This is a genomic window from Pseudomonas sp. WS 5059, from assembly GCF_012985525.1.
Taxonomy (GTDB): domain Bacteria; phylum Pseudomonadota; class Gammaproteobacteria; order Pseudomonadales; family Pseudomonadaceae; genus Aquipseudomonas.
Map to the genome: position 1 here is coordinate 64,093 of NZ_JAAQWO010000006.1, position 20,366 is coordinate 84,458.

At 61.2% G+C, this 20,366-nt stretch carries 16 protein-coding genes; 9 read left to right on the forward strand and 7 right to left on the reverse strand.

Annotation, left to right across the window (positions count from 1 at the left end):
• The first annotated feature begins 7 nt into the window (after positions 1-7).
• Both HBO12_RS18330 and HBO12_RS18335 read left to right on the forward strand, forming a co-directional pair.
• Entirely contained in the window at positions 8-1,174 is a 1,167-nt protein-coding gene (locus HBO12_RS18330) for an MFS transporter (protein ID WP_169955529.1), read from the forward strand.
• Positions 1,175-1,200: 26 nt separating this feature from the next.
• Entirely contained in the window at positions 1,201-2,256 is a 1,056-nt protein-coding gene (locus tag HBO12_RS18335) for an alkene reductase (protein ID WP_170042892.1), read from the forward strand.
• A gap of 322 nt (positions 2,257-2,578) precedes the next feature.
• Here HBO12_RS18335 and HBO12_RS18340 read toward each other — a convergent pair whose 3' ends face one another.
• Complete coding sequence (locus HBO12_RS18340) at positions 2,579-3,211, reverse strand: TetR family transcriptional regulator (protein ID WP_032858025.1); 633 nt, start codon at positions 3,209-3,211, stop codon at positions 2,579-2,581.
• 265 nt (positions 3,212-3,476) lie between these two features.
• On the opposite strand from HBO12_RS18340, the gene HBO12_RS18345 reads away from it, so the two are divergent.
• The 7 genes from HBO12_RS18345 to HBO12_RS18375 all read left to right on the forward strand — a co-directional run bounded on the left by HBO12_RS18345 (position 3,477) and on the right by HBO12_RS18375 (position 15,006).
• On the forward strand, positions 3,477-4,619 hold the full coding sequence (locus HBO12_RS18345) for an efflux RND transporter periplasmic adaptor subunit (RefSeq protein ID WP_169955527.1): 1,143 nt from the start codon (positions 3,477-3,479) through the stop codon (positions 4,617-4,619).
• Between the two features lie 3 nt (positions 4,620-4,622).
• Complete coding sequence (locus HBO12_RS18350) at positions 4,623-7,790, forward strand: efflux RND transporter permease subunit (RefSeq protein ID WP_169955526.1); 3,168 nt, start codon at positions 4,623-4,625, stop codon at positions 7,788-7,790.
• Positions 7,790-9,247: an AdeC/AdeK/OprM family multidrug efflux complex outer membrane factor gene (gene adeC, locus HBO12_RS18355; protein ID WP_170042893.1), complete on the forward strand. Its 1,458-nt coding sequence runs from the start codon at positions 7,790-7,792 to the stop codon at positions 9,245-9,247. The genes HBO12_RS18350 and adeC overlap by 1 nt, the downstream gene beginning before the upstream one ends.
• Before the next feature lie 166 nt (positions 9,248-9,413).
• The gene (locus HBO12_RS18360) at positions 9,414-10,664 is read left to right on the forward strand and encodes an OprD family porin (RefSeq protein WP_170042894.1); all 1,251 of its coding nucleotides are present in this window, start codon (positions 9,414-9,416) and stop codon (positions 10,662-10,664) included.
• Between the two features lie 186 nt (positions 10,665-10,850).
• Complete coding sequence (locus HBO12_RS18365) at positions 10,851-12,359, forward strand: M91 family zinc metallopeptidase (protein ID WP_262377041.1); 1,509 nt, start codon at positions 10,851-10,853, stop codon at positions 12,357-12,359.
• Positions 12,360-12,443: 84 nt separating this feature from the next.
• Positions 12,444-13,337 (forward strand): polysaccharide deacetylase family protein, encoded by an 894-nt coding sequence (locus tag HBO12_RS18370; protein WP_170042895.1) that lies wholly within the window; start codon positions 12,444-12,446, stop codon positions 13,335-13,337.
• A gap of 109 nt (positions 13,338-13,446) precedes the next feature.
• A complete protein-coding gene (locus HBO12_RS18375) occupies positions 13,447-15,006 on the forward strand; it encodes a M91 family zinc metallopeptidase (protein ID WP_170042896.1) in 1,560 nt (519 codons plus the stop codon).
• Between the two features lie 27 nt (positions 15,007-15,033).
• On the opposite strand, the gene pcaC is transcribed toward HBO12_RS18375, so the two are convergent.
• The 6 genes from pcaC to pcaH form a co-directional block, all read right to left on the reverse strand.
• Positions 15,034-15,426 carry a 4-carboxymuconolactone decarboxylase gene (pcaC, locus tag HBO12_RS18380; protein WP_169955521.1) on the reverse strand — a complete coding sequence of 131 codons (393 nt, stop codon included), beginning with the start codon at positions 15,424-15,426 and terminating at the stop codon, positions 15,034-15,036.
• A 10-nt stretch (positions 15,427-15,436) separates the two neighbouring features.
• Positions 15,437-16,228 (reverse strand): 3-oxoadipate enol-lactonase, encoded by a 792-nt coding sequence (gene pcaD / locus HBO12_RS18385; RefSeq protein WP_169955520.1) that lies wholly within the window; start codon positions 16,226-16,228, stop codon positions 15,437-15,439.
• Between the two features lie 10 nt (positions 16,229-16,238).
• Positions 16,239-17,603, reverse strand: a complete 1,365-nt coding sequence (locus HBO12_RS18390) for a 3-carboxy-cis,cis-muconate cycloisomerase (protein ID WP_170042897.1) — start codon at positions 17,601-17,603, stop codon at positions 16,239-16,241.
• 10 nt (positions 17,604-17,613) lie between these two features.
• Positions 17,614-18,909 (reverse strand): MFS family transporter, encoded by a 1,296-nt coding sequence (locus HBO12_RS18395; RefSeq protein ID WP_169955518.1) that lies wholly within the window; start codon positions 18,907-18,909, stop codon positions 17,614-17,616.
• Between the two features lie 183 nt (positions 18,910-19,092).
• Complete coding sequence (gene pcaG, locus HBO12_RS18400; protein WP_170042898.1) at positions 19,093-19,659, reverse strand: protocatechuate 3,4-dioxygenase subunit alpha; 567 nt, start codon at positions 19,657-19,659, stop codon at positions 19,093-19,095.
• Between the two features lies 1 nt (position 19,660).
• Positions 19,661-20,365 carry a protocatechuate 3,4-dioxygenase subunit beta gene (gene pcaH, locus HBO12_RS18405; protein ID WP_169955516.1) on the reverse strand — a complete coding sequence of 235 codons (705 nt, stop codon included), beginning with the start codon at positions 20,363-20,365 and terminating at the stop codon, positions 19,661-19,663.
• Between the last annotated feature and the right edge of the window lies 1 nt (position 20,366).

The window sequence follows — 20,366 nt, forward strand, 5'->3', positions numbered from 1 at the left end:
CCCCACAATGCCTCTCTCGCTACTCATACTGGCCTTAAGCGCCTTCGCCATCGGTACCACCGAATTCGTCATCATGGGCCTGTTGCCCGATGTGGCGGCCGACCTCGGTGTGTCGATTCCAGGCGCCGGCTGGCTGGTGACCGGCTATGCCCTGGGCGTGGCCATCGGTGCACCCTTCATGGCACTGGCCACCGCCAAGCTGCCGCGCAAGGCTGCCCTGGTAGCGCTGATGGGCATTTTCATCATCGGCAACCTGCTCTGCGCCCTGGCCAGTGACTACAACGTGCTGATGTTTGCCCGTGTGGTGACCGCGCTGTGCCACGGTGCCTTCTTCGGCATCGGCTCGGTGGTGGCCGCCAACCTGGTGCCGGCCAACAAGCGCGCTTCGGCGGTGGCCCTGATGTTTACCGGCCTGACCCTGGCCAATGTCCTCGGCGTGCCCCTGGGCACCGCGCTGGGCCAGGAAGCCGGCTGGCGCTCGACCTTCTGGGCGGTGACGGTGATTGGTGTGATTGCGCTGATCGGCCTGATCCGCTTCCTGCCGGCCAAGCGTGATGAAGAGAAACTCGATATGCGCGCCGAACTGGCGGCCCTCAAGGGCGCCGGGATCTGGTTGTCGCTGAGCATGACCGCGCTGTTTGCCGCGTCGATGTTCACCCTCTTCACCTACGTCGCACCGCTGCTCGGTGATGTCACCGGCATCTCGCCCAAAGGCGTGACCTGGACCCTGCTGCTGATCGGCCTGGGCCTGACCGTGGGCAACATCATCGGTGGCAAGCTGGCGGACAAGCGCCTGGCGGCCACCCTGATCGGCGTGTTCATCAGCATGGCCGTGGTGTCCACCGCACTGACCTGGACCAGCGTCGCCATCATCCCCACCGAAATCACCTTGTTCCTCTGGGCCACCGCGTCGTTTGCCGCCGTGCCGGCATTGCAGATCAACGTGGTGACCTTCGGCAAGGCTGCGCCCAACCTGGTGTCGACCCTCAATATCGGCGCTTTCAACATCGGCAACGCCCTGGGCGCCTGGGTTGGCGGCAGTGTGATTGCCCATGGTTTCGGCCTGACCAGCGTGCCGTTGGCGGCTGCGGCCCTGGCGATCCTGGCGCTGCTGGTCACGCTGATCACGTTCCGCCAGAGCGGCGATGCCGACCTGGCCCCCGCCACTAATTAACCACTTAGAACAGACGAGTGTTTGCGATGACGACTATTTTCGATCCAATCCAACTGGGTGATGTGCAGCTGTCGAACCGCATCATCATGGCGCCGCTGACCCGCTGCCGTGCCGATGCCGGCCGCGTGCCGAATGCGCTGATGGCTGAATACTATGTGCAGCGGGCCTCGGCCGGGTTGATCCTCAGCGAGGCCACCTCGGTGACGCCGATGGGCGTGGGCTATCCGGACACCCCGGGCATCTGGTCCAACGACCAGGTGCGCGGCTGGACCAACATCACCAAGGCCGTGCACGGCGCCGGCGGCAAGATCTTCCTGCAACTGTGGCATGTGGGGCGGATCTCCCACCCGTCGTACCTGAACGGCGAGACCCCGGTAGCACCGAGCGCCATCCAGCCTGCCGGCCACGTCAGCCTGGTGCGCCCGCTGGCCGACTATCCGACCCCACGCGCCCTGGAAACCGCAGAAATCGCCGATATCGTCGATGCCTACCGCGTGGGCGCCGAGAACGCCAAGGCCGCCGGCTTTGACGGGGTGCAAGTGCATGGGGCCAATGGCTACCTGCTCGACCAGTTCCTGCAAAGCAGCACCAACCAGCGCACCGACGAGTATGGCGGCTCTGTGGAGAACCGCGCACGGCTGTTGCTGGACGTGACCGATGCAGTGATCGAAGTCTGGGGCGCTGGCCGTGTGGGGATGCATTTGTCGCCACGGGCCGACCTCCATGACATGGGCGATGCCAACCTGGCAGAAACCTTTACCTACGTCGCCCGTGAATTGGGCAAGCGTGGCATCGCCTTTATCAGCGCCCGCGAGAAAGACGCCGACGACAGCCTGGGCCCGCACTTGAAAGCTGCGTTCGGTGGCCCGTTTATCGCCAACGAGCGCTTCACCAAGGACAGCGCCAATGCCTGGCTGGCTGCTGGCAAGGCCGACGCGGTAGCCTTCGGCGTTCCGTTTATCGCCAACCCGGACCTGCCGGCGCGCCTCAAAGCCGATACACCGCTGAACGAAGCCATTGCGCAAACCTTCTACACCCCAGGCCCGGTCGGCTATATCGACTACCCGACCCTGGCGCTCTGACCCGCAACAACGCAAAAGCCCCGGCTCACAAGAGCCGGGGCTTTTTATTGGATCTTCAAAACACCGCTGCCCAATGTAGGAGCGGGCTTGCCCGCGATAGCGGTGGGCCAGCCAGCACATCACCTAGCGATAGTTCGCTCCCACAGGTTCGGTAACATTCCTTCACAGCAATGCAACAATATCGCTACAAAATACTTAGCCGGCTACCTTTCAACCTGGCGCCAGCGCGTATATAAAGTCACCCCACAAATAAGCCGGAAGGACGATTGACCGTCCTTGGGCTTTACTATTGACACAAACAGACGTAATTACGCATTTTGTATCAATTGCGCAGGCTGGGGCTCAAGCGCAGCATGTCCAGCCCGATATCCACCAGGCGCTCGGCCTGCTGATACAGCTCGAAACTGTCAGGCACCAGAAGCCACTGGCCAACAAGCCCGTTGATGTAGGCATGAATGCACACCGCCCCACGAGCGGTGTCGAGGTTTTCCGGAAGTTGCCCGCGGTGGACTGCATTGCGCAGCGTCAGGCCGATACGCAGGTTGCACTCAAGGCTATGGGTCTGGCGTTGACGGCGCATGTCGCACATTTCGTCGGTAAATTCGCACTTATGGAACAGGATCTCATTAATGCGCCGAGTCTTCGGGTCCAGGGCCACCTGATGAAAAAGATGGATCAGCAGCTTGCGCATGCAGCCCAGCGGATCTACCTCATCCTCGCTTTCACTGGCCCTGGCCAATTCGTCCAGGGGTTCGTGCAGCGTGTCGAGCAGTGCCTGCAACAAGTCCGACTTGTTGCTGAAGTGCCAATAGATCGCGCCCCGCGTCACCCCCGCCCGCGCCGCGATATCCGCCAGCGTAGTGCGCGCAACACCGCGCTCATAAAAGGCTTGCTCGGCGGCTTCAAGTATCTGGCTGCGCGTTTCCTGAGCTTCCTCTTTGGTACGACGAACCATGGCAGTAACACCTCAATCAGGACACGGGCGGTGGTGGATAACCACCTTCTGAATAATTATGGGACGACGCCTTCATGGGCATCGAACGTACTAGAATCGAGGCTTTGGGCATTGCTTTGTAAGGAATCCGTGAAGCCTGTCAAGAGTTTACAAACAACCATGAACGTAAGTATATTGCCTAGCAAGCTACTTATCTACTCACTGTCTGTTTTTTACCCTTCCACACTTCTTGTGCGCATCAAGCGCGCCTGACCCGAGGATCTTCATGCAACTTAAGCCAGCTGTTACCGCTCTGGTCACTGCCGTCGCCCTGGCATCGCTGCTCAGCGGATGTAAAAAGGAAGAAGCGGCGCCGCCCGCTCAAACCCCTCAGGTCGGCGTGGTCACCCTTCAACCTCAAGCCTATACCCTGACCTCCGAATTGCCGGGCCGCACCACTGCGTTCCGCATCGCGGAAGTCCGCCCCCAGGTCAATGGCATCATTCTCAAGCGCCTGTTCAAGGAAGGCGGCGACGTCAAGGAAGGCCAGCAGCTCTATCAGATCGATCCGTCGGTGTATGAGGCGACCCTGAAAAGCGCCCAGGCCAACCTGCAACAGACCAAGTCGATTGCCGACCGCTACAAACAACTGGTCAACGAGCAGGCGGTCAGCCGCCAGGAATACGACACCGCCGTATCCAACCGCATGACTTCCGAAGCCAACCTGCAGACGGCTCAGATCAACGTGCGCTACACCAAGGTGTTCGCCCCGATCTCCGGGCGTATCGGGCGTTCCTCGGTCACCGAAGGCGCATTGGTCAGCAATGGCCAGGCAGACGCCATGGCCGTGATCCAGCAACTGGACCCGATCTACGTCGACGTCACGCAATCCTCCGCCGAGATGCTGAAACTGCGTCGCGACCTGGAAAGCGGCCAACTGCAGAAAGCCGGTGAAAACGCGGCCATGGTCAAGCTGACCCTGGAAGACGGCAGCGAATACACCCAGCAAGGCCGCCTGGAATTTTCCGAAGTGTCGGTCGACCAGACCACTGGCTCGGTAACCCTGCGCGCTGTGTTCCCCAACCCTGATCACACCCTGTTGCCGGGCATGTTTGTCCACGCACAATTGCAGGCCGGCGTGAACAGCAAGGCGATCCTCGCCCCACAACAAGGCGTGACCCGCGACATCCGGGGCATCCCGACTGCGCTGGTCGTCACCGCCGACAACAAGGTCGAACAGCGCGTGCTGGTGGCCAACCGTACCGCCGGCGCCTACTGGCTGGTGGAAAAGGGCCTGAATGCCGGTGACCGTGTGATCACCGAAGGCTTGCAGTTCATCAAGCCGGGCATCACGGTTGAAGCGAAGGAAGCCACCAACGCCAAGCCCGCCGGTTCTGCTCCTGCCGCCGCCGCTGGCAAAGGGGAGTAATACATGTCGAAATTTTTTATCGACCGTCCCATTTTCGCCTGGGTAATAGCCCTGGTGATCATGCTGGTCGGGGCACTGTCGATCCTGAAGTTGCCCATCAACCAATACCCGGCCATCGCGCCAACCGCCATTGATATCCAGGTGACCTACCCAGGCGCGTCCGCACAAACCGTGCAGGACACCGTGGTGCAGGTGATCGAGCAGCAGCTCAACGGTATCGACAACCTGCGTTATGTCGCCTCGGACAGTAACTCCGACGGCAGCATGACTATCACCGCGACGTTCAACCAGGGTACCAACCCGGACATCGCCCAGGTTCAGGTACAGAACAAGCTGAACCTGGCGACCCCATTGCTGCCGCAAGAAGTGCAGCAGCAGGGGATCCGCGTAACCAAGTCGGTGAAGAACTTCCTGATGGTGATCGGCCTGGTATCCGAAGACGGCACCATGAGCAAGGATGACCTGTCCAACTACATCGTTTCCAACATCCAGGACCCGATTTCGCGGACATCTGGGGTGGGTGACTTCCAGGTCTTCGGTTCCCAGTACGCCATGCGTATCTGGCTGGACCCGGCCAAGTTGAACAACTTCCAGATGACCCCGGTGGATGTCAGCAGTGCCATTGCGGCGCAGAACGTCCAGGTGGCCACCGGCCAGTTGGGTGGCCTGCCAGCCCTGCCCGGCACTCAGTTGAACGCCACCATCATCGGCAAGACTCGCCTGCAAAGCGCCGAGCAGTTTGAAAAGATCCTCCTGCGCGTGAACAGCGATGGTTCCCAAGTGCGCCTGGGCGATGTCGCCCGTGTCGAGCTGGGTGGCCAGAACTACAGCATCAGCGCCCAGTTCAACGGCAAGCCGGCTTCCGGCATGGCGATCAAACTGGCATCGGGCGCCAACGCCCTGGACACCGCCAAGGCCATCCGTGCCACGGTCGCGTCCCTGGAGCCGTTCTTCCCGCCAGGCATGAAAGCCGTGGTTCCGTATGACACCACACCGGTGGTGACCGAATCGATTTCCGGGGTAGTCGATACCCTGGTCGAGGCGATCATCCTGGTGTTCCTGGTGATGTACCTGTTCCTGCAAAACTTCCGCGCCACCATCATCACCACCATGACGGTACCGGTGGTGTTGCTGGGTACGTTCGGCATCCTCGCGGCCTTTGGTTTCACCATCAACACCTTGACCATGTTCGGCATGATCCTGGCCATCGGCTTGCTGGTGGACGATGCGATCGTGGTGGTGGAAAACGTCGAGCGGGTGATGGCCGAGGAGCACCTGTCGCCCAAGGAGGCGACGGTCAAGTCCATGAGCCAGATCCAGGGCGCCCTGGTGGGTATTGCCCTGGTCCTGTCGGCGGTATTGCTGCCGATGGCGTTCTTCGGCGGCTCCACCGGCGTGATCTATAAACAGTTCTCCATCACCATTGTGTCGGCGATGGCCCTGTCGGTGCTGGTTGCACTGATCTTCACCCCAGCCTTGTGCGCCACCATGCTCAAGCCGATCGACCCCGAGAAACACGGCCAACCCAAGCGTGGTTTCTTCGGCTGGTTCAACCGTACCTTCGACCGTGGCGTACTGAGCTACGAGCGTGGCGTGGGCAACATGATCAAGCACAAGGCGCCTTCGTTCCTGGTGTACCTGATCATCTTCGCCGGCATGATCTGGCTGTTCACCCGTATTCCAAGCGCGTTCCTGCCCGAGGAAGACCAGGGTGTGATCTTCGCCCAGGTGCAGACACCGGTTGGTTCTTCGGCCGAACGCACCCAGACCGTTATCGACGACATGCGTGCCTTCCTGTTGAACGACAAGGAAGGTGAGCCCGGTGAAGGCAAGGCCGTGCAATCGGTATTTACCGTAAACGGCTTCAACTTTGCCGGTCGTGGCCAAAGCTCGGGCCTGGCATTCGTCATGCTCAAGCCATGGGACCAGCGCGACGCATCGATGTCGGTGTTCGAAGTGGCCAAGCGTGCCCAGGGATACTTCTTCCAGACCTTCAAGGACGCCATGGTGTTTGCCATCGTGCCCCCATCGGTACTGGAGTTGGGTAACGCCACCGGTTTCGACGTGTTCCTGCAGGACCAGGGCGGTGTGGGTCACGATGCCTTGATGAACGCACGTAACCAGTTCCTCGGCATGGCCGCGCAGAGCAAGATCCTGGCCGGCGTACGTCCCAACGGCGTCAACGATGAGCCGCAGTACGAGCTGACCATTGATGACGAGAAGGCCAGTGCCCAGGGCATCAGCCTGTCGAGCATCAACCAGACCCTGGCGATTGCCTTGGGTGGCAGCTACGTCAATGACTTCATCGACCGCGGTCGAGTGAAGAAGGTCTACATCCAGGGTGAGGCCGCTGGCCGGATGTCCCCTGAAGACCTGAACAAATGGTTCGTGCGCGCCAACGACGGGAAGATGGTGCCATTATCAGCAATTGCCTCTGGTAACTGGATCTTCGGCTCGCCGAAACTGTCGCGGTACAACGGCGTAGCGGCGATGGAAGTCCTCGGGACCCCGGCGCCTGGCTACAGCACCGGTGACGCGATGGCGGAAGTCGAGCGCATCGCCAAGCAATTGCCGGCGGGTGTGGGCTATGCCTGGACCGGTCTGTCGTATGAAGAACGCTTGTCCGGCTCCCAGGCGCCTGCGCTGTATGCCCTGTCGTTGCTGGTGGTGTTCCTCTGCCTGGCAGCGCTGTACGAAAGCTGGTCGATCCCGATTGCGGTGGTGTTGGTAGTCCCGCTGGGCGTGATCGGTGCACTGATGGCCACCAGCCTGCGAGGACTGTCCAACGACGTGTTCTTCCAGGTGGGGTTGTTGGTGACCGTGGGCCTGGCCTCGAAGAACGCCATCCTGATCGTGGAATTTGCCAAGGAGCTGCATGAGCAGGGCAAGGGCATCGTCGAGGCGGCCATCGAGGCGTCCCGCATGCGTCTGCGTCCGATCATCATGACGTCCATGGCGTTCGTCCTCGGCGTACTGCCGCTGGCGATCTCCTCGGGCGCAGGTTCAGGCAGCCAACACGCAATCGGTACCGGGGTGATTGGCGGTATGATCACTGCCACCGTCCTGGCGATCTTCTGGGTGCCACTGTTCTTCGTGACCGTGTCCGCCATGGGTAGCCGGAAAAAAACTGACAAGTCCGATACACCGAATACTCCTAAAGAGGCTGGCTAATGCGCAAGTCGCTACTCTCCCTGGCAGTCACGGCATTCGTGCTCAGTGGCTGCTCGCTGATCCCTGATTATCAGCAGCCTGAAGCGCCGGTTGCCGCCCAGTTCCCGCAGGGGCCGGCGTACTCGTCGGCCCAGGCGCCGAGCCAGGCCGCTGCCGAGCAAGGCTGGAAGCAGTTTTTCCACGATCCTGCCCTGCAGCAACTGATCCAGGTCGCACTGGTCAACAACCGTGACCTGCGTGTCGCGGCGCTGAACATCGACGCCTTTGCCGCGCAGTACCGCATCCAGCGTGCCGACCTGTTCCCGGCCGTCGGCGCCAATGGCAGCGGCAGCCGCCAGCGCGTTCCGGCACGGGCCTCGCAAACCGGCGAATCGAACATCACCAGTTCCTACTCGGCGACCCTCGGGATCAACGCCTACGAACTGGACCTGTTCGGCCGGGTGCGCAGCCTGAGCGAAGAAGCGTTGCAGAAATACTTCGCCACTGAAGAAGCACGCCGCAGCACGCAGATCAGCCTGGTGGCCAGCGTGGCCAATGCCTACCTGACCTGGCAAGCGGACAAGGAACTGCTCAAGCTGACCCAGGACACCCTGGCCGCCTACGAGCAGAGCTTCAAGCTCACCTCGCGCAGCAACGAAGTCGGCGTGGCCTCGGCCCTGGACTTGAGCCAGGCGCGCACCTCGGTTGAAAGCGCCCGTGTGCAACTGGCCCGCTACACCCGCCAGGTGGCCCAGGACGAAAACAACCTGACCCTGCTGCTGGGCACCGGCCTGCCGGCGAATCTCGCCACTCAGCCGCTGTCCGACGACCTGTTGAGCGAAGTACCGGCCGGCCTGCCCTCAGACCTGCTGCAACGTCGCCCCGACATCCTGCAGGCCGAGCACAACCTCAAGGCTGCCAACGCCAACATCGGCGCGGCACGGGCTGCGTTCTTCCCGAGCATCAGCCTGACCGCCAATGCCGGGACCTTGAGCCCGGACCTCGGTGGCCTGTTCAAGGGCGGCTCGGGTACCTGGTCGTTCGCGCCGCAGATCAACATCCCGATCTTCAACGCCGGTAGCCTGCGCGCCAGCCTGGACTACTCGAAGATCCAGAAAGAGATCAACGTCGCGACCTACGAGAAGTCGATCCAGACCGCGTTCCAGGAAGTCTCCGACGGCCTGGCGGCACGTGCGACCTACAACCAACAGTTGCAGGCCCAGCGTGATTTCGTCGCGGCCAACCAGGACTACTACCGCCTGGCCGAGCGTCGCTACCGCATTGGGGTTGATAGCAACCTGACCTTCCTCGACGCCCAACGCCAGCTGTTCGCTGCCCAGCAAACGCTGATCACCGACCGCCTGGCCCAACTGACCAGCGAAGTGACCTTGTACAAGGCCCTCGGTGGCGGTTGGAACGAACAGACGGCGAAGAATGAGCCGGTGAAAGAAGAAGCGCCGAAGCTCAAGTTGTTCTGATCGGCGTAGCAACACATGAAGCCCACCCTTTGGTGGGCTTTTTCATGGGCGCACAGTTTCGTGCGATCACCGCCCAAAACCCGCCCTCCCCCAATTGAACCGCCCCACACACGCCCCGCACCATGGCCCGCACCTGAAAACCACCAATAACAACAGGTCCCATGCCATGAGCACCTTGCACCCTCGCCGGCTATTGCTGGCTACCGCTGTCGCCAGCCTTGCCCTCCCAGTTGTTGCCCAGGAACACGGCTTTCTGGAAGATGCCAGCGCCAACCTCAACCTGCGCAATTTCTTCTTCAACCGCAATTTCACCAACCCGACCAAGGCCCAGGGCGGCGCGCAGGAGTGGACGCAGAGTTTCATCCTTGATGCCAAGTCCGGTTTCACCCAGGGCACCGTGGGGTTCGGGGTGGATGTGCTGGGCATGTATTCGCAAAAGCTCGACGGCGGCGGCGGCTCCGGCGGCACCCAATTGCTGCCCCTGGACCACGATGGCAAGCCGGCCGATAACTTCGGGCGCCTGGGGGTGGCGTTCAAGGCACGGGTTTCCCAGACCGAGTTGAAAGTCGGCGAGTGGATGCCGGTACTGCCGATCCTGCGTTCGGACGATGGCCGCTCCCTGCCGCAAACCCTGCGCGGCGGGCAGATCACCTCCAAAGAGATCGCCGGCCTGACCCTGTATGGCGGCCAGTTCCGCGCCAACAGCCCGCGTGACGACAGCAGCATGACGGACATGTCGATGTTCGGGAAAACCGCGTTCACCTCCGATCGCTTCAACTTCCAGGGCGCCGAATACGCGTTCAACGACAAACGTACCCAGGTCGCCGTGTGGAATGCCCAGCTCAAGGACATCTACCGCCAGCAATACCTCAACCTGACCCACAGCCAGCCCCTGGGCGACTGGACCCTGGGGGCCAACCTCGGCTTCTTCTACGGCCAGGACGACGGCAGCGCCCGGGCCGGCAACCTGGACAACAAGACCTGGTCCGGCCTGTTCTCCGCCAGGTACGGTGGCAACACCTTCTACGTCGGCCTGCAAAAGCTCAGCGGCAACAGCGCGTGGATGCGAGTCAATGGCACCAGCGGCGGCACCCTGGCCAACGACAGCTTCAATGCCAGCTATGACAACGCCGAGGAAAAATCCTGGCAGGTACGCCATGACTACAACTTCGCCGCCCTGGGCGTGCCCGGCCTGACCTTGATGAACCGCTACATCAGCGGCAGCAACGTGCACACCGCCACTGTCAACGATGGCAAGGAATGGGGCCGGGAAAGCGAAGTGGGCTACACCGTGCAAAGCGGCAGCCTGAAAAATCTTACAATGCGCTGGCGCAATTCCAGCATGCGCCGCGACTACAGCAACAATGAGTTTGATGAGAACCGGTTGATCGTCAGCTATCCAATCAGCTTGTTGTAGTGACAGGGCGAACGGCAAAAAGCCCGCGCCGTCCGACGACTTTTCTGCACCGGGTGCGCCTACTTTATTACGCCCGGTAACAAAGGATCGACGGCGGCGACGGAACACTTTCATTCAATCGCACGACATACCTACCGCCCCTCCCCCCCTGGAGGGGCGTTTGCGTTGAACTGAAAGGTACTGACCATGAACACGATCGCGCCACATCACGCCATGCCTGCCCTCCCCCCTCACACGCCGCAGGCCGAGCCCGCCGCCGTGCCAGGCAAAGGCCAACACCAGCCGTTCCCTTCTGTGCGAACCCCTTCACAGGCGCAACCGGAGCTTCCGAATTTCTCCTCGCAGGACAAGCAACTGACGTTGGTCGATGACGGCAACCTCAGAGTCCGCCAGTCCCTGAGCGAAGTACCTCTGGCGCCGGGAAAATCGATCATTGTGAGCGACGCCCTGACATTTGAAACCGGCAACAGCGCCGACACTATTCATCTGAGCAACCACCCTGATGGCCGGCTCAAGGTCGAGGTCAACGGTAAGCCCTACCTGTTTAATGTCAGAGACCCCAAGGACAGTGCGCCCACCAGCCTGCATATCAAAAGCCATGGCGGTGACGACAAGATAAAAATCGACCCCGGCGTCATGCTCCCGGTCAAGGTCGAAGCCGGCGATGGCGACGATGACGTGCAAGCGGGCGGCGGCCCCACCCAGCTGTTTGGCGGCAAGGGCAACGACACCCTGCGCCTGGGCAGCGGCAACGGGTATGTCGAGGGCAACGAAGGTGATGACACGATAGTGGGAGGCACGGGCTCCAACGTCATGTATGGCAATAACGGCAATGACCGGCTGTACGCAGGTGCCGGGGCCGCCCAGAAGCAAAGCTACCTGGATGGCGGCAGCGGTAACGACCAGCTATACGCTGGCGATGGGCATACGGTGATAAACGGCGGCCAAGGTGACGATGTGCTGGTGGGGCACGACCGCACGACCTTCTACAGCGGCAAAGGCCACGACACGATCTGGTCCAACCGGCCGGACAACCGCATCTATGCAAAACCCACTGATCGGCTCTTGGGCGGGTCTGATGCAACGATCACCCCGGTGACGCCAAGCAACGCCGGTAAAGAAGGGTTCCAGGCCCAGGGCACGCAGGCGTTCAAGCAACGGGTCGAAGATGACCTTGAATTGCTGCGCGGCTCGCCCGTGGGCCAGCAAATGCTCGCGGGGATGGACGCCGTGGCTCGACAAAACGGCGCGCCGTTGCCGATTGTCGAAGGTTCCAGCAGTCATTTTGACGACCATCTGTCGCCAGAACAGACAAAACAAAGCCATATCAAAGAAGGGGCTGCAGGTCGCCGAATCAACAGCGGCACCCTGCAGTACAATCCGTTCGATATCTACGCCGACCCCAATGTCCCTGCCGCACCCATCGTCACCCTGCAACATGAATCGGCCCATGCCTGGAACGCCGGCACGGGCACCTTTTTCAGCGGCCACACCCAAGAGCAGGTAGGCGCAAACCCTCCAGTGGATACACCCAATGTAGAGCGCCAGGCCGTTGGCCTGCCGACTACTGCCGCACCGTTCGACTTTGACAACGACCCACTCACGCCGCCTACTTCAACCAATCCCAAGCCGTTCACCGAGAACGGCTTGCGTGAGGAAATGGGCTATGGCCCGCGTGAGCACTACGCAGACTGACAGTGAACGGGGTACGCGCTTGCTGTATGTTGCCGGCCTCCATACCCCGATCACAAGGATGTGCATCATTGACCCCAGAGCCCCATGAAACTCATTGCCCTCTTGCTTGCCACACTATTGATCAGCCTCAGCGGCTGCATCGGCGCGCCCGTGGCATTGACCCCGCAGACCGCACAACGCCTGCAAAGCCAGGCACCGATCCGTTTCCTGCTGACGTTCGATGATGGCCCCAGCGCCTCGGGCTACGCCAATCCCAGCCGCTCGGTAATCCAGGACCTGGCTCAAAACCCGGTGCTGCCGGGGATCAAGGCAATTTTCTTTTTGCAGACCCAGGCCTGGCGTTCCGGCGGCAGCCCGCGCGGGCGCAAGACCATGGAACGCGAACACGCCGCCGGGCATATCCTGGCCTTCCACACCGCCACCCGCTGGCATAGCAACCATCGCCTGATGAACGACGAAGACCTGGCACAGACCCTGAGCCTGGGCGCCGCAAGCATTGCCTCGATCACTGGCACCGCCCCCAGCCTGGTGCGCCCGCCCTTCTGGAACTATGACAAGCGCACCTTCGCCGCCTATCAGCACCACGGCATGCAAATCCTGCTGACCGACTTGAGTGCCAATGACGGCAAGATCTGGGGCTTCAATGCCAGCCCGAGGCGGCGGGCCAACCTGCTGCGGCAACTATCGCTGGTGCGCGAACGCATTGCGCTGGGCGAACTGCCGACCGTGGACGGGGTGATTCCGGTCGTGGTGACCTTTCACGACATCAACCGCTACACCGCCCGGCACCTGCCGGAATACCTGCAGATCCTGATGGACAGTGCCCAGGCCAATGGCCTGAAGACTGCCGCCGCTCCCTTCTACACCGACCGCGCGACCCTGGAACGCGCAGCCCTGGCGCGCACGGTGAAGGATACCAACGAGGTGGTGCACTTGCCGGGAGTGTGGAACTGGGTGTGGGACGCCGACGCTCACTGAACGCCACCCTGCTACGGGTCCCGAAAAAACCGGCATTGGTTCCCTTGGGAATCCTTGGCCACCGCTCAGCCACTAGTACTCAACGCACACACTAAAGCGAGAGTACGTAATGGCAATATCAACTGGCTTACAACCGTTAAATCTACCGCCACCAAGCACGCACCCGGTAACACTGGCGGGTAACTCCGTATCGAACCCCATTACGATTCAAAGCCCGCCATTGAAAAAATCACATACGCTCTTTACGCCACATTCAACATTGACAATCGATCAGAACTACGTTGAAAAATATCCCGTCTATACAAACGCATTCGCCCTATTTAGCGACAACACTATAAAAATAACCCATCAAGTCACATGGGAGAAATCCACGGATGATGGATATCTAAACAGAAGCAACGCGCTGCAAGTCGTTACAGGTAATCATTCAGACGTCATAAAGGTTAATCCCGCTTCAGGCGACAACATTCACTTGGAAGTCAATGGCATTCATTACCTATTAAAAATCAACAACCACGAAGATTACCCTGAAGAACTGCACATCAAGTCCAAAGGCGGTGATGATCACATCAGGGTTGATCCTCGCGTCACTATGCCGATTGTCATTGAGGGCGGCAGGGGGCGAGACAGGATTGAAGCCCTTGGCAGTGGTGAAACCCGTGTCTATGGCGGTGCGGGCGATGACGATATCACTCTGGGCAGCGCCAACAGCTACGCCGAAGGCAATAGCGGCAATGACACAATGCGCGGCGGCACAGGTAAGACCGTCATGTATGGCAACAACGGCAATGACCTGATGCTCTCCGGCCCCGGCAGCAAGGGAACGTTCAGTTACATGGATGGTGGCAAGGGCAACGACACCATGATCGGCGCCAGCCCGATTAACCTGATGCATGGCGGCCCCGGTGAAGACGTGATGTACAGCACAAGGCCGACCACCTTCTACACCGGCCGAGGCCGGGACATCGTCCTGGCAAACCATGCAAGCGACCAGATCTACGCCGACGCGGGGGATCGGGTTGCCAGGGTTGCCGGCTCAACCCTAAGACAAGTGCGCATAAGCGACGCCGGGCACAAAGCCTTTAAAGTCGAAGGTTCAGACAAGTTCAAGCAACACACCCAAGACAATCTTGAATTTTTCAGAAACTCGCCGACCGCACAAAATATGCTCTCTGAACTAGACCAGGCAGCCGAACTCAATGGTTCCCCCGTTACTATTCGAGAGACCACCGGCAACACTAGTTATTCATACGGCAACAACTTCACGAGAGAGCATGACAAACAACTAAAAGAATATGACGACCTCGCAGAGTCACCCTTGATAGGTTACATCCAAGGTAATACCAAAGGCTCGGTAGCAACTAGCGCAGCAATCAACAGCAACCCTGGTTTTATCTTCCGAGAGCCGCCGGTCGTTGTCCTCTACCATGAAATGGCCCATGCCTATAACGGCGCCCACGGCACCTTCCTCCCAGGCAAAACCGATGGCGAGTCCAATATGGAGCGCCAAGCTGTTGGGTTGCAGACCACTGCTCCCGCCTTTGATTTTGACAACGACCCCACGACGCCCCCCACTCCCACCAACCCCAAGACCTTTACCGAAAATGCGCTGCGTGAAGAAACCGGTTTTCCACGGCGTAACACCTACATTCCAGCGGCTGAAGAGTGACTTGGCATAAGGGCGGGCAAATTGTCGTCAGTCCCGCGACTCCACCCCCAACTCGTCCCACACCGACTCTGCCAGGTGAAACGTCGCATTGGCCGCCGGGATCCCGCAGTAGATCGCACTTTGCATCAGCACTTCCTTGATCTCGGCGCGGGTCACGCCATTGCTGGCGGCGGCGCGCAGGTGCAATTTCAGCTCTTCGCTGCGGTTCATGCCGATCAGCATGGCGATGGTGATCAGGCTGCGGGTGTGCCTGGGCAAGCCCGGGCGGGTCCAGATATCGCCCCAGGCATGACGGGTGATCATTTCCTGGAACTCGCTGTTGAACTCGGTCAGGGCATTGAGACTGCGATCGACATGGGCATCGCCCAGCACTGCACGCCGCACCTCGAGCCCCTCGGCATAACGTTGTTTCTCGTCCACAAAAACGCCCTCAGCGATCCAGCAGGAAGGTCAGTACCCGGTCGCTGAACGCAGCCCCGGCTTGTACGTTGGACAGATGCGCCGCGTAGAACTCGGCGTATTCGGCGCCCGCTACACGCGCCTGGATAAAGTGCCCGCCCGCCGGGGGTGTGACGGCATCTTCAGTGCCGGCAATCACCAACGTCGGCACCTTGATGGACGCCAGTTGCTCGCGCAGATCCGCATCGCGCACCGCGCCGCAGTTGGCGGCATAGCCCTGGGGCGATGTGGCCGCGAGCATGTCGGTGATGCGCTTGGCCTGGTCGGGATGAGCCTGGGCAAAATCGGCAGTGAACCAGCGGGCAATCGACGCATCACGCAAGCCCACCATTGCCGCCTGGCCATCGCGCAGGACCATGTCGATCCGCGGGTTCCAGATTTCAGGGGTGCCGATCTTGGCCGCCGTATTGCACAGCACCAGCTTGAGCAAGCGCTCACCGGCGTTGATGCCCAGCCACTGGCCAATCAACCCGCCCATGGACAGGCCACAGAAATGCGCACGCTGGATATCCAGGGCGTCCAGCAACGCCAGCACGTCACGGCCCAGTTGTTCAATGCTGTAGGGGCCCTCGGTGACCAGGGATTTGCCGTGGCCACGGGTGTCCAGGCGCAGCACCCGAAAATGCTCGGTGAAGGCCGGCATCTGGGTATCCCACATCTGCAGGTCGGTGCCCAATGAGTTGGACAGCACCAGCACCGGTGCGCCTTCAGGGCCTTCCAGTTGGTAGTTCAGTTCGCCATCGGCGAGTCGTACAAATCCCACAGCAGTCTCCTCAGGCAGACAATGCAAAGTGCTCGGCCACGGCGCGGCTGACCCAGGTCTGTGCCAGGCCCAGGTAATGCGCCGGGTCCAGCAGGCGATCCAATTCCAGCGCCGACAGCTCGGCGGTGACTTGCGGCTCATCGGCCAACACTGCGCGCAAATGGCGCTGTTCGGCGACCGCGCGTTTACAGCACTGTTGCAGCAAGTGATGGGCGGTTTCACGGCCCAAACGCTGGGCCAAGACGATGCTTACGGCTTCGGCCAGCACCAGGCCCTGGGTCAGGTCGAGATTGCGCGCCATGCGCTGCGCATCGACTTCCAGGCCTTCGCCCAGCAGCAGCGCTTGATGCAACGCCCCGGACACCAGGCGGCAGATCTCGGGCAGGGTTTCCCATTCGGCATGCCACAGGCCCAGGCTGCGCTCGTGCTCCTGGGGCATGGCGCTGAACATCGTCGCCACCAGGCCCGGCACACGCGTGGCAGCGCTGATCAACACCGCCGCGCCAACCGGGTTGCGCTTGTGCGGCATGGTCGAGGAGCCGCCCTTGCCCGGCGCCGAAGGTTCGAACACTTCCCCCGCTTCGGTCTGCATCAACAGGCTGATATCCCGCCCGAGCTTGCCCAGGCTGCCGGCGATCAGGCCCAGCACGGCGGCAAATTCCACCAAACGGTCACGCTGGGTGTGCCAGGGTTGCTCGGGCAGCGTCAGTTGCAACTCTGCCGCCAGGGCTTGCGCCACCGGCATGGCGTGTTCGCCCAGTGCAGCCAAGGTGCCGGATGCGCCACCAAACTGCAGGACCAGCAAGCGCGGCTTCAACTCCAGCAGCCGTTGGCGACTGCGTGTCACCGCCCCCAGCCAACCGGCGATTTTCATCCCCAGGGTGACCGGCGTTGCGTGCTGCAACCAGGTGCGCCCGGCCAATGGCACATCGGCATAGCGCTGCGCCTGGGCCGCAAGCACCGTGCCCAGGCGGGCCAGGTCCGTATCGAGCAGTTCCAGCGCCCGCCGCAGTTGCAGGACCAGGCCGGTGTCCATCACATCCTGGCTGGTGGCGCCCAGATGCACATAGCGCTCGGCGCCGGCGTCTTCACTGGCAATCAACTTGCCCAAGGCCTTGACCAGCGGGATCGCCGAATTGCCCGCCGTGGCAATCGCCGCGCCGAGGGCGTCCACCTCGTACAACGAGGCCAGGCACGCCTGGGCAATCGGCGCCACGGCGGCCTGAGGAATCAACCCGACCCCGGCCTGCGCCCGGGCCAATCCGGCTTCGAAATCCAGCATGCCCTGCAAGCGTCCCTGGTCACAGAACACCTCGGCCATGCTGTCGGCGGTGAAGTAAGCGTCGAACAATTGGTTGCTCGTGCGCAGTGTCATAACTCATCCCTTACAGATCGTGGTGCAGGTACTCCGCCTGTTTCGGCAGGCGCAGGCTGAACAGGAACGCGATGGCCATCATGCCGGTCACGTACCAATAAAAGGTGTTTTCCAGGCCGATGGATTTCAGGCCCAGGGCCACGTATTCCGCCGAACCACCGAAGATCGCGTTGGCCACCGCATAGGCCAGGCCCACACCGAGGGCGCGCACTTGTGGCGGGAACATTTCCGCTTTTACCAGGCCGCTGATGGAGGTGTAGAAACTCACAATCGCCAGCGCCAGGGTAATCAGCACAAAGGCCAGGAACGGGCTGGTCACGGTTTTCAGGGTCAGCAGGATCGGCACCGTGCACAGGGTGCCGAGGGCGCCGAACCAGAGCATCGAGTTACGGCGGCCGATCTTGTCCGAGAGCATGCCGAACAGCGGCTGCATGCACATATAGAGAAACAGCGCGCCGGTCATGATGTAGCTGGCGGTCTTGGCGTGCATGCCGGCGGTGTTCACCAGGTACTTCTGCATGTAGGTGGTGAAGGTGTAGAAAATCAGCGAGCCGCCAGCGGTGTAGCCGAGCACGGTGATAAACGCAGCCTTGTGATCGCGAAACAGCGCGGCAATGCTGCCGGCGTCCTTGTTTTCACGCATTTCCTTGCTGGTGGTTTCTTTCAGGGAGCGGCGCAGCAGCAGCGATATCACCGCCGCCACGGCCCCGATCACAAACGGAATGCGCCAGCCCCAGGCCCGCAGTTCGTCTTCGGTGAGCAGTTGTTGCAGGATCACCACCACCGACACCGCCAGCAGTTGCCCGCCGATCAGGGTCACGTACTGGAACGAGGCAAAGAAGCCACGCTGGCCCTTGAGCGCGACTTCGCTCATGTAGGTTGCCGTGGTGCCGTACTCGCCGCCCACCGACAGGCCCTGGAACAGTCGCGCCATCAGCAGCAGGGCCGGGGCCCAGGCGCCGATGTCCTTGTAGGTGGGCAGAAAGGCGATGACCAGGGAGCCGGCACACATCATCAGCACCGAGATCATCATCGAATTCTTGCGCCCATGCTTGTCGGCGACCCGGCCAAACAGCCAGCCGCCGATGGGGCGCATCAAAAAGCCTGCGGCGAACACGCCAGCGGTGTTGAGCAGTTGCACCGTGGGGTCGTCGGAGGGGAAAAACGCCGGGGCGAAGTAGATGGCGCAGAAGGCGTAGACGTAGAAGTCGAACCATTCGACAAGGTTGCCGGAAGAGGCCCCGACAATCGCAAAAATCCGTTTGCTGCGTTCTTCTCCGGTGTAGTGACTGGTATTGGTTGTCATGTTGTTTTCACTCGTGGGGAACGGGTTAGAGTCTAGACATACTTTGCAACAACCTCGTTCCGCAAGCAGACCTTTGGATAGCAGTTGCCTGTGCCGGCCCTATCGCAGGCAAGCCAGCTCCCACAGGCGAACGCATTCCACTGTGGGAGCGGGCTTGCCCGCGATGGCGCCCTTGCAGCCAACTCAGTAATCGAAAAACACCGTTTCTTCATCGGTGCGCTGAAGAATCACATTCCACTGATACACCCCCGACGCATCCGCCTTGGCAACCAAGGTGCGGCGCCGCTCTGCCGGCACACACGCCAGCAACGGGTCATCGCCATTGGCTGCCTCGCCGTCGAAATAGATCCGCGTCAGCAAGTGCTTGACCAAACCACGGGCAAACACCAGCACCACCAGATGTGGCGCCTGGGTCGTGCCCTTGAGGCCCGGCACACTGCCCGGCTTGATGGTGCTGAAACGAAAGCGCCCTTGCGCGTCCACCGGCACCCGGCCAAAGCCTTCGAAGTTAGGGTCCAGGGCTTTGTCCTGGTCATCCTCGGGGTGGTCATATTTGCCGGCAGCGTTGGCCTGCCAGACTTCCAGCATCGCATCGTTGACCACCTCGCCATTGCCATCGAGCACTTGCCCGGTGATGGCCACGCGCTCGCCAAGGGTGCCCGCATTCGCCAGGTCTTCGCGGTTCAGCCAGGTCAGGCCGATGTGGTAATACGGTCCGACGGTGTGGGACGTGGTTGCGTTGAGGGTCATGTCATTTCTCCATCGGCGTGGCGTCGCGGCCGCGCAGGACGATGTCCCAGCGGTAGCCGAGGGCGTAATGCGGCACGGTCTTTTCCAGGTCGAAACGGGCGATCAAGCGTTCCTTGGCCGAGGTGTCCGGCACGCAGTTGTAGATCGGGTCGTAGGCCAGCAGCGGGTCGCCGGGAAAGTACATCTGGGTCACCAGGCGCGTCAGCACACTGGGGCCGAACAGCGAAAAGTGGATATGCGCCGGGCGCCACGCGTTGTGGTGGTTGCCCCACGGATAGGCGCCGGGCTTGATGGTCTGGAACTGGTACCAGCCATCGGCATCGGTGACGGTGCGACCGGTGCCGGTGAAGTTCGGGTCCAGGGGCGCGTCGTGCTGGTCGCGCTTGTGGTTGTAGCGCCCGGCGGCGTTGGCCTGCCAGATTTCCACCAGGATGCCCGGCACAGGCAGGCCGTTTTCATCCAGGACCCGACCGTGAATGATGATGCGCTCGCCTTGCGGCTCGCCATCGTGCTGTGCAGTCAGGTCGTTGTCGTGCTCGGCAATGCGCTCGGCGCCGATAGTCGGGCCGGTGATTTCCGACAGCGAATGGGGCAAAAACACCAGCGGCTTGGACGGCGAACGCAGGTTCGTCGACTGGTATGCCGGGTGCAGGTAATCAGGCTGAGTACCCGCTTGCGGGCGCCGGTATCCGGGCTTGTCACTCATG

What these genes read in the sequence shown, in the direction of transcription:
- HBO12_RS18365 (WP_262377041.1), top strand. Translation starts at nt 10,851, where the DNA reads ATGAACACGATCGCGCCACATCACGCCATGCCTGCCCTCCCCCCTCAC.
- HBO12_RS18395 (WP_169955518.1), bottom strand. Translation starts at nt 18,909, where the DNA reads ATGACAACCAATACCAGTCACTACACCGGAGAAGAACGCAGCAAACGG.
- HBO12_RS18330 (WP_169955529.1), top strand. Translation starts at nt 8, where the DNA reads ATGCCTCTCTCGCTACTCATACTGGCCTTAAGCGCCTTCGCCATCGGT.
- HBO12_RS18360 (WP_170042894.1), top strand. Translation starts at nt 9,414, where the DNA reads ATGAGCACCTTGCACCCTCGCCGGCTATTGCTGGCTACCGCTGTCGCC.
- pcaH (WP_169955516.1), bottom strand. Translation starts at nt 20,365, where the DNA reads ATGAGTGACAAGCCCGGATACCGGCGCCCGCAAGCGGGTACTCAGCCT.
- HBO12_RS18370 (WP_170042895.1), top strand. Translation starts at nt 12,444, where the DNA reads ATGAAACTCATTGCCCTCTTGCTTGCCACACTATTGATCAGCCTCAGC.
- adeC (WP_170042893.1), top strand. Translation starts at nt 7,790, where the DNA reads ATGCGCAAGTCGCTACTCTCCCTGGCAGTCACGGCATTCGTGCTCAGT.
- pcaG (WP_170042898.1), bottom strand. Translation starts at nt 19,659, where the DNA reads ATGACCCTCAACGCAACCACGTCCCACACCGTCGGACCGTATTACCAC.
- HBO12_RS18340 (WP_032858025.1), bottom strand. Translation starts at nt 3,211, where the DNA reads ATGGTTCGTCGTACCAAAGAGGAAGCTCAGGAAACGCGCAGCCAGATA.
- HBO12_RS18335 (WP_170042892.1), top strand. Translation starts at nt 1,201, where the DNA reads ATGACGACTATTTTCGATCCAATCCAACTGGGTGATGTGCAGCTGTCG.
- HBO12_RS18345 (WP_169955527.1), top strand. Translation starts at nt 3,477, where the DNA reads ATGCAACTTAAGCCAGCTGTTACCGCTCTGGTCACTGCCGTCGCCCTG.
- HBO12_RS18375 (WP_170042896.1), top strand. Translation starts at nt 13,447, where the DNA reads ATGGCAATATCAACTGGCTTACAACCGTTAAATCTACCGCCACCAAGC.
- HBO12_RS18350 (WP_169955526.1), top strand. Translation starts at nt 4,623, where the DNA reads ATGTCGAAATTTTTTATCGACCGTCCCATTTTCGCCTGGGTAATAGCC.
- HBO12_RS18390 (WP_170042897.1), bottom strand. Translation starts at nt 17,603, where the DNA reads ATGACACTGCGCACGAGCAACCAATTGTTCGACGCTTACTTCACCGCC.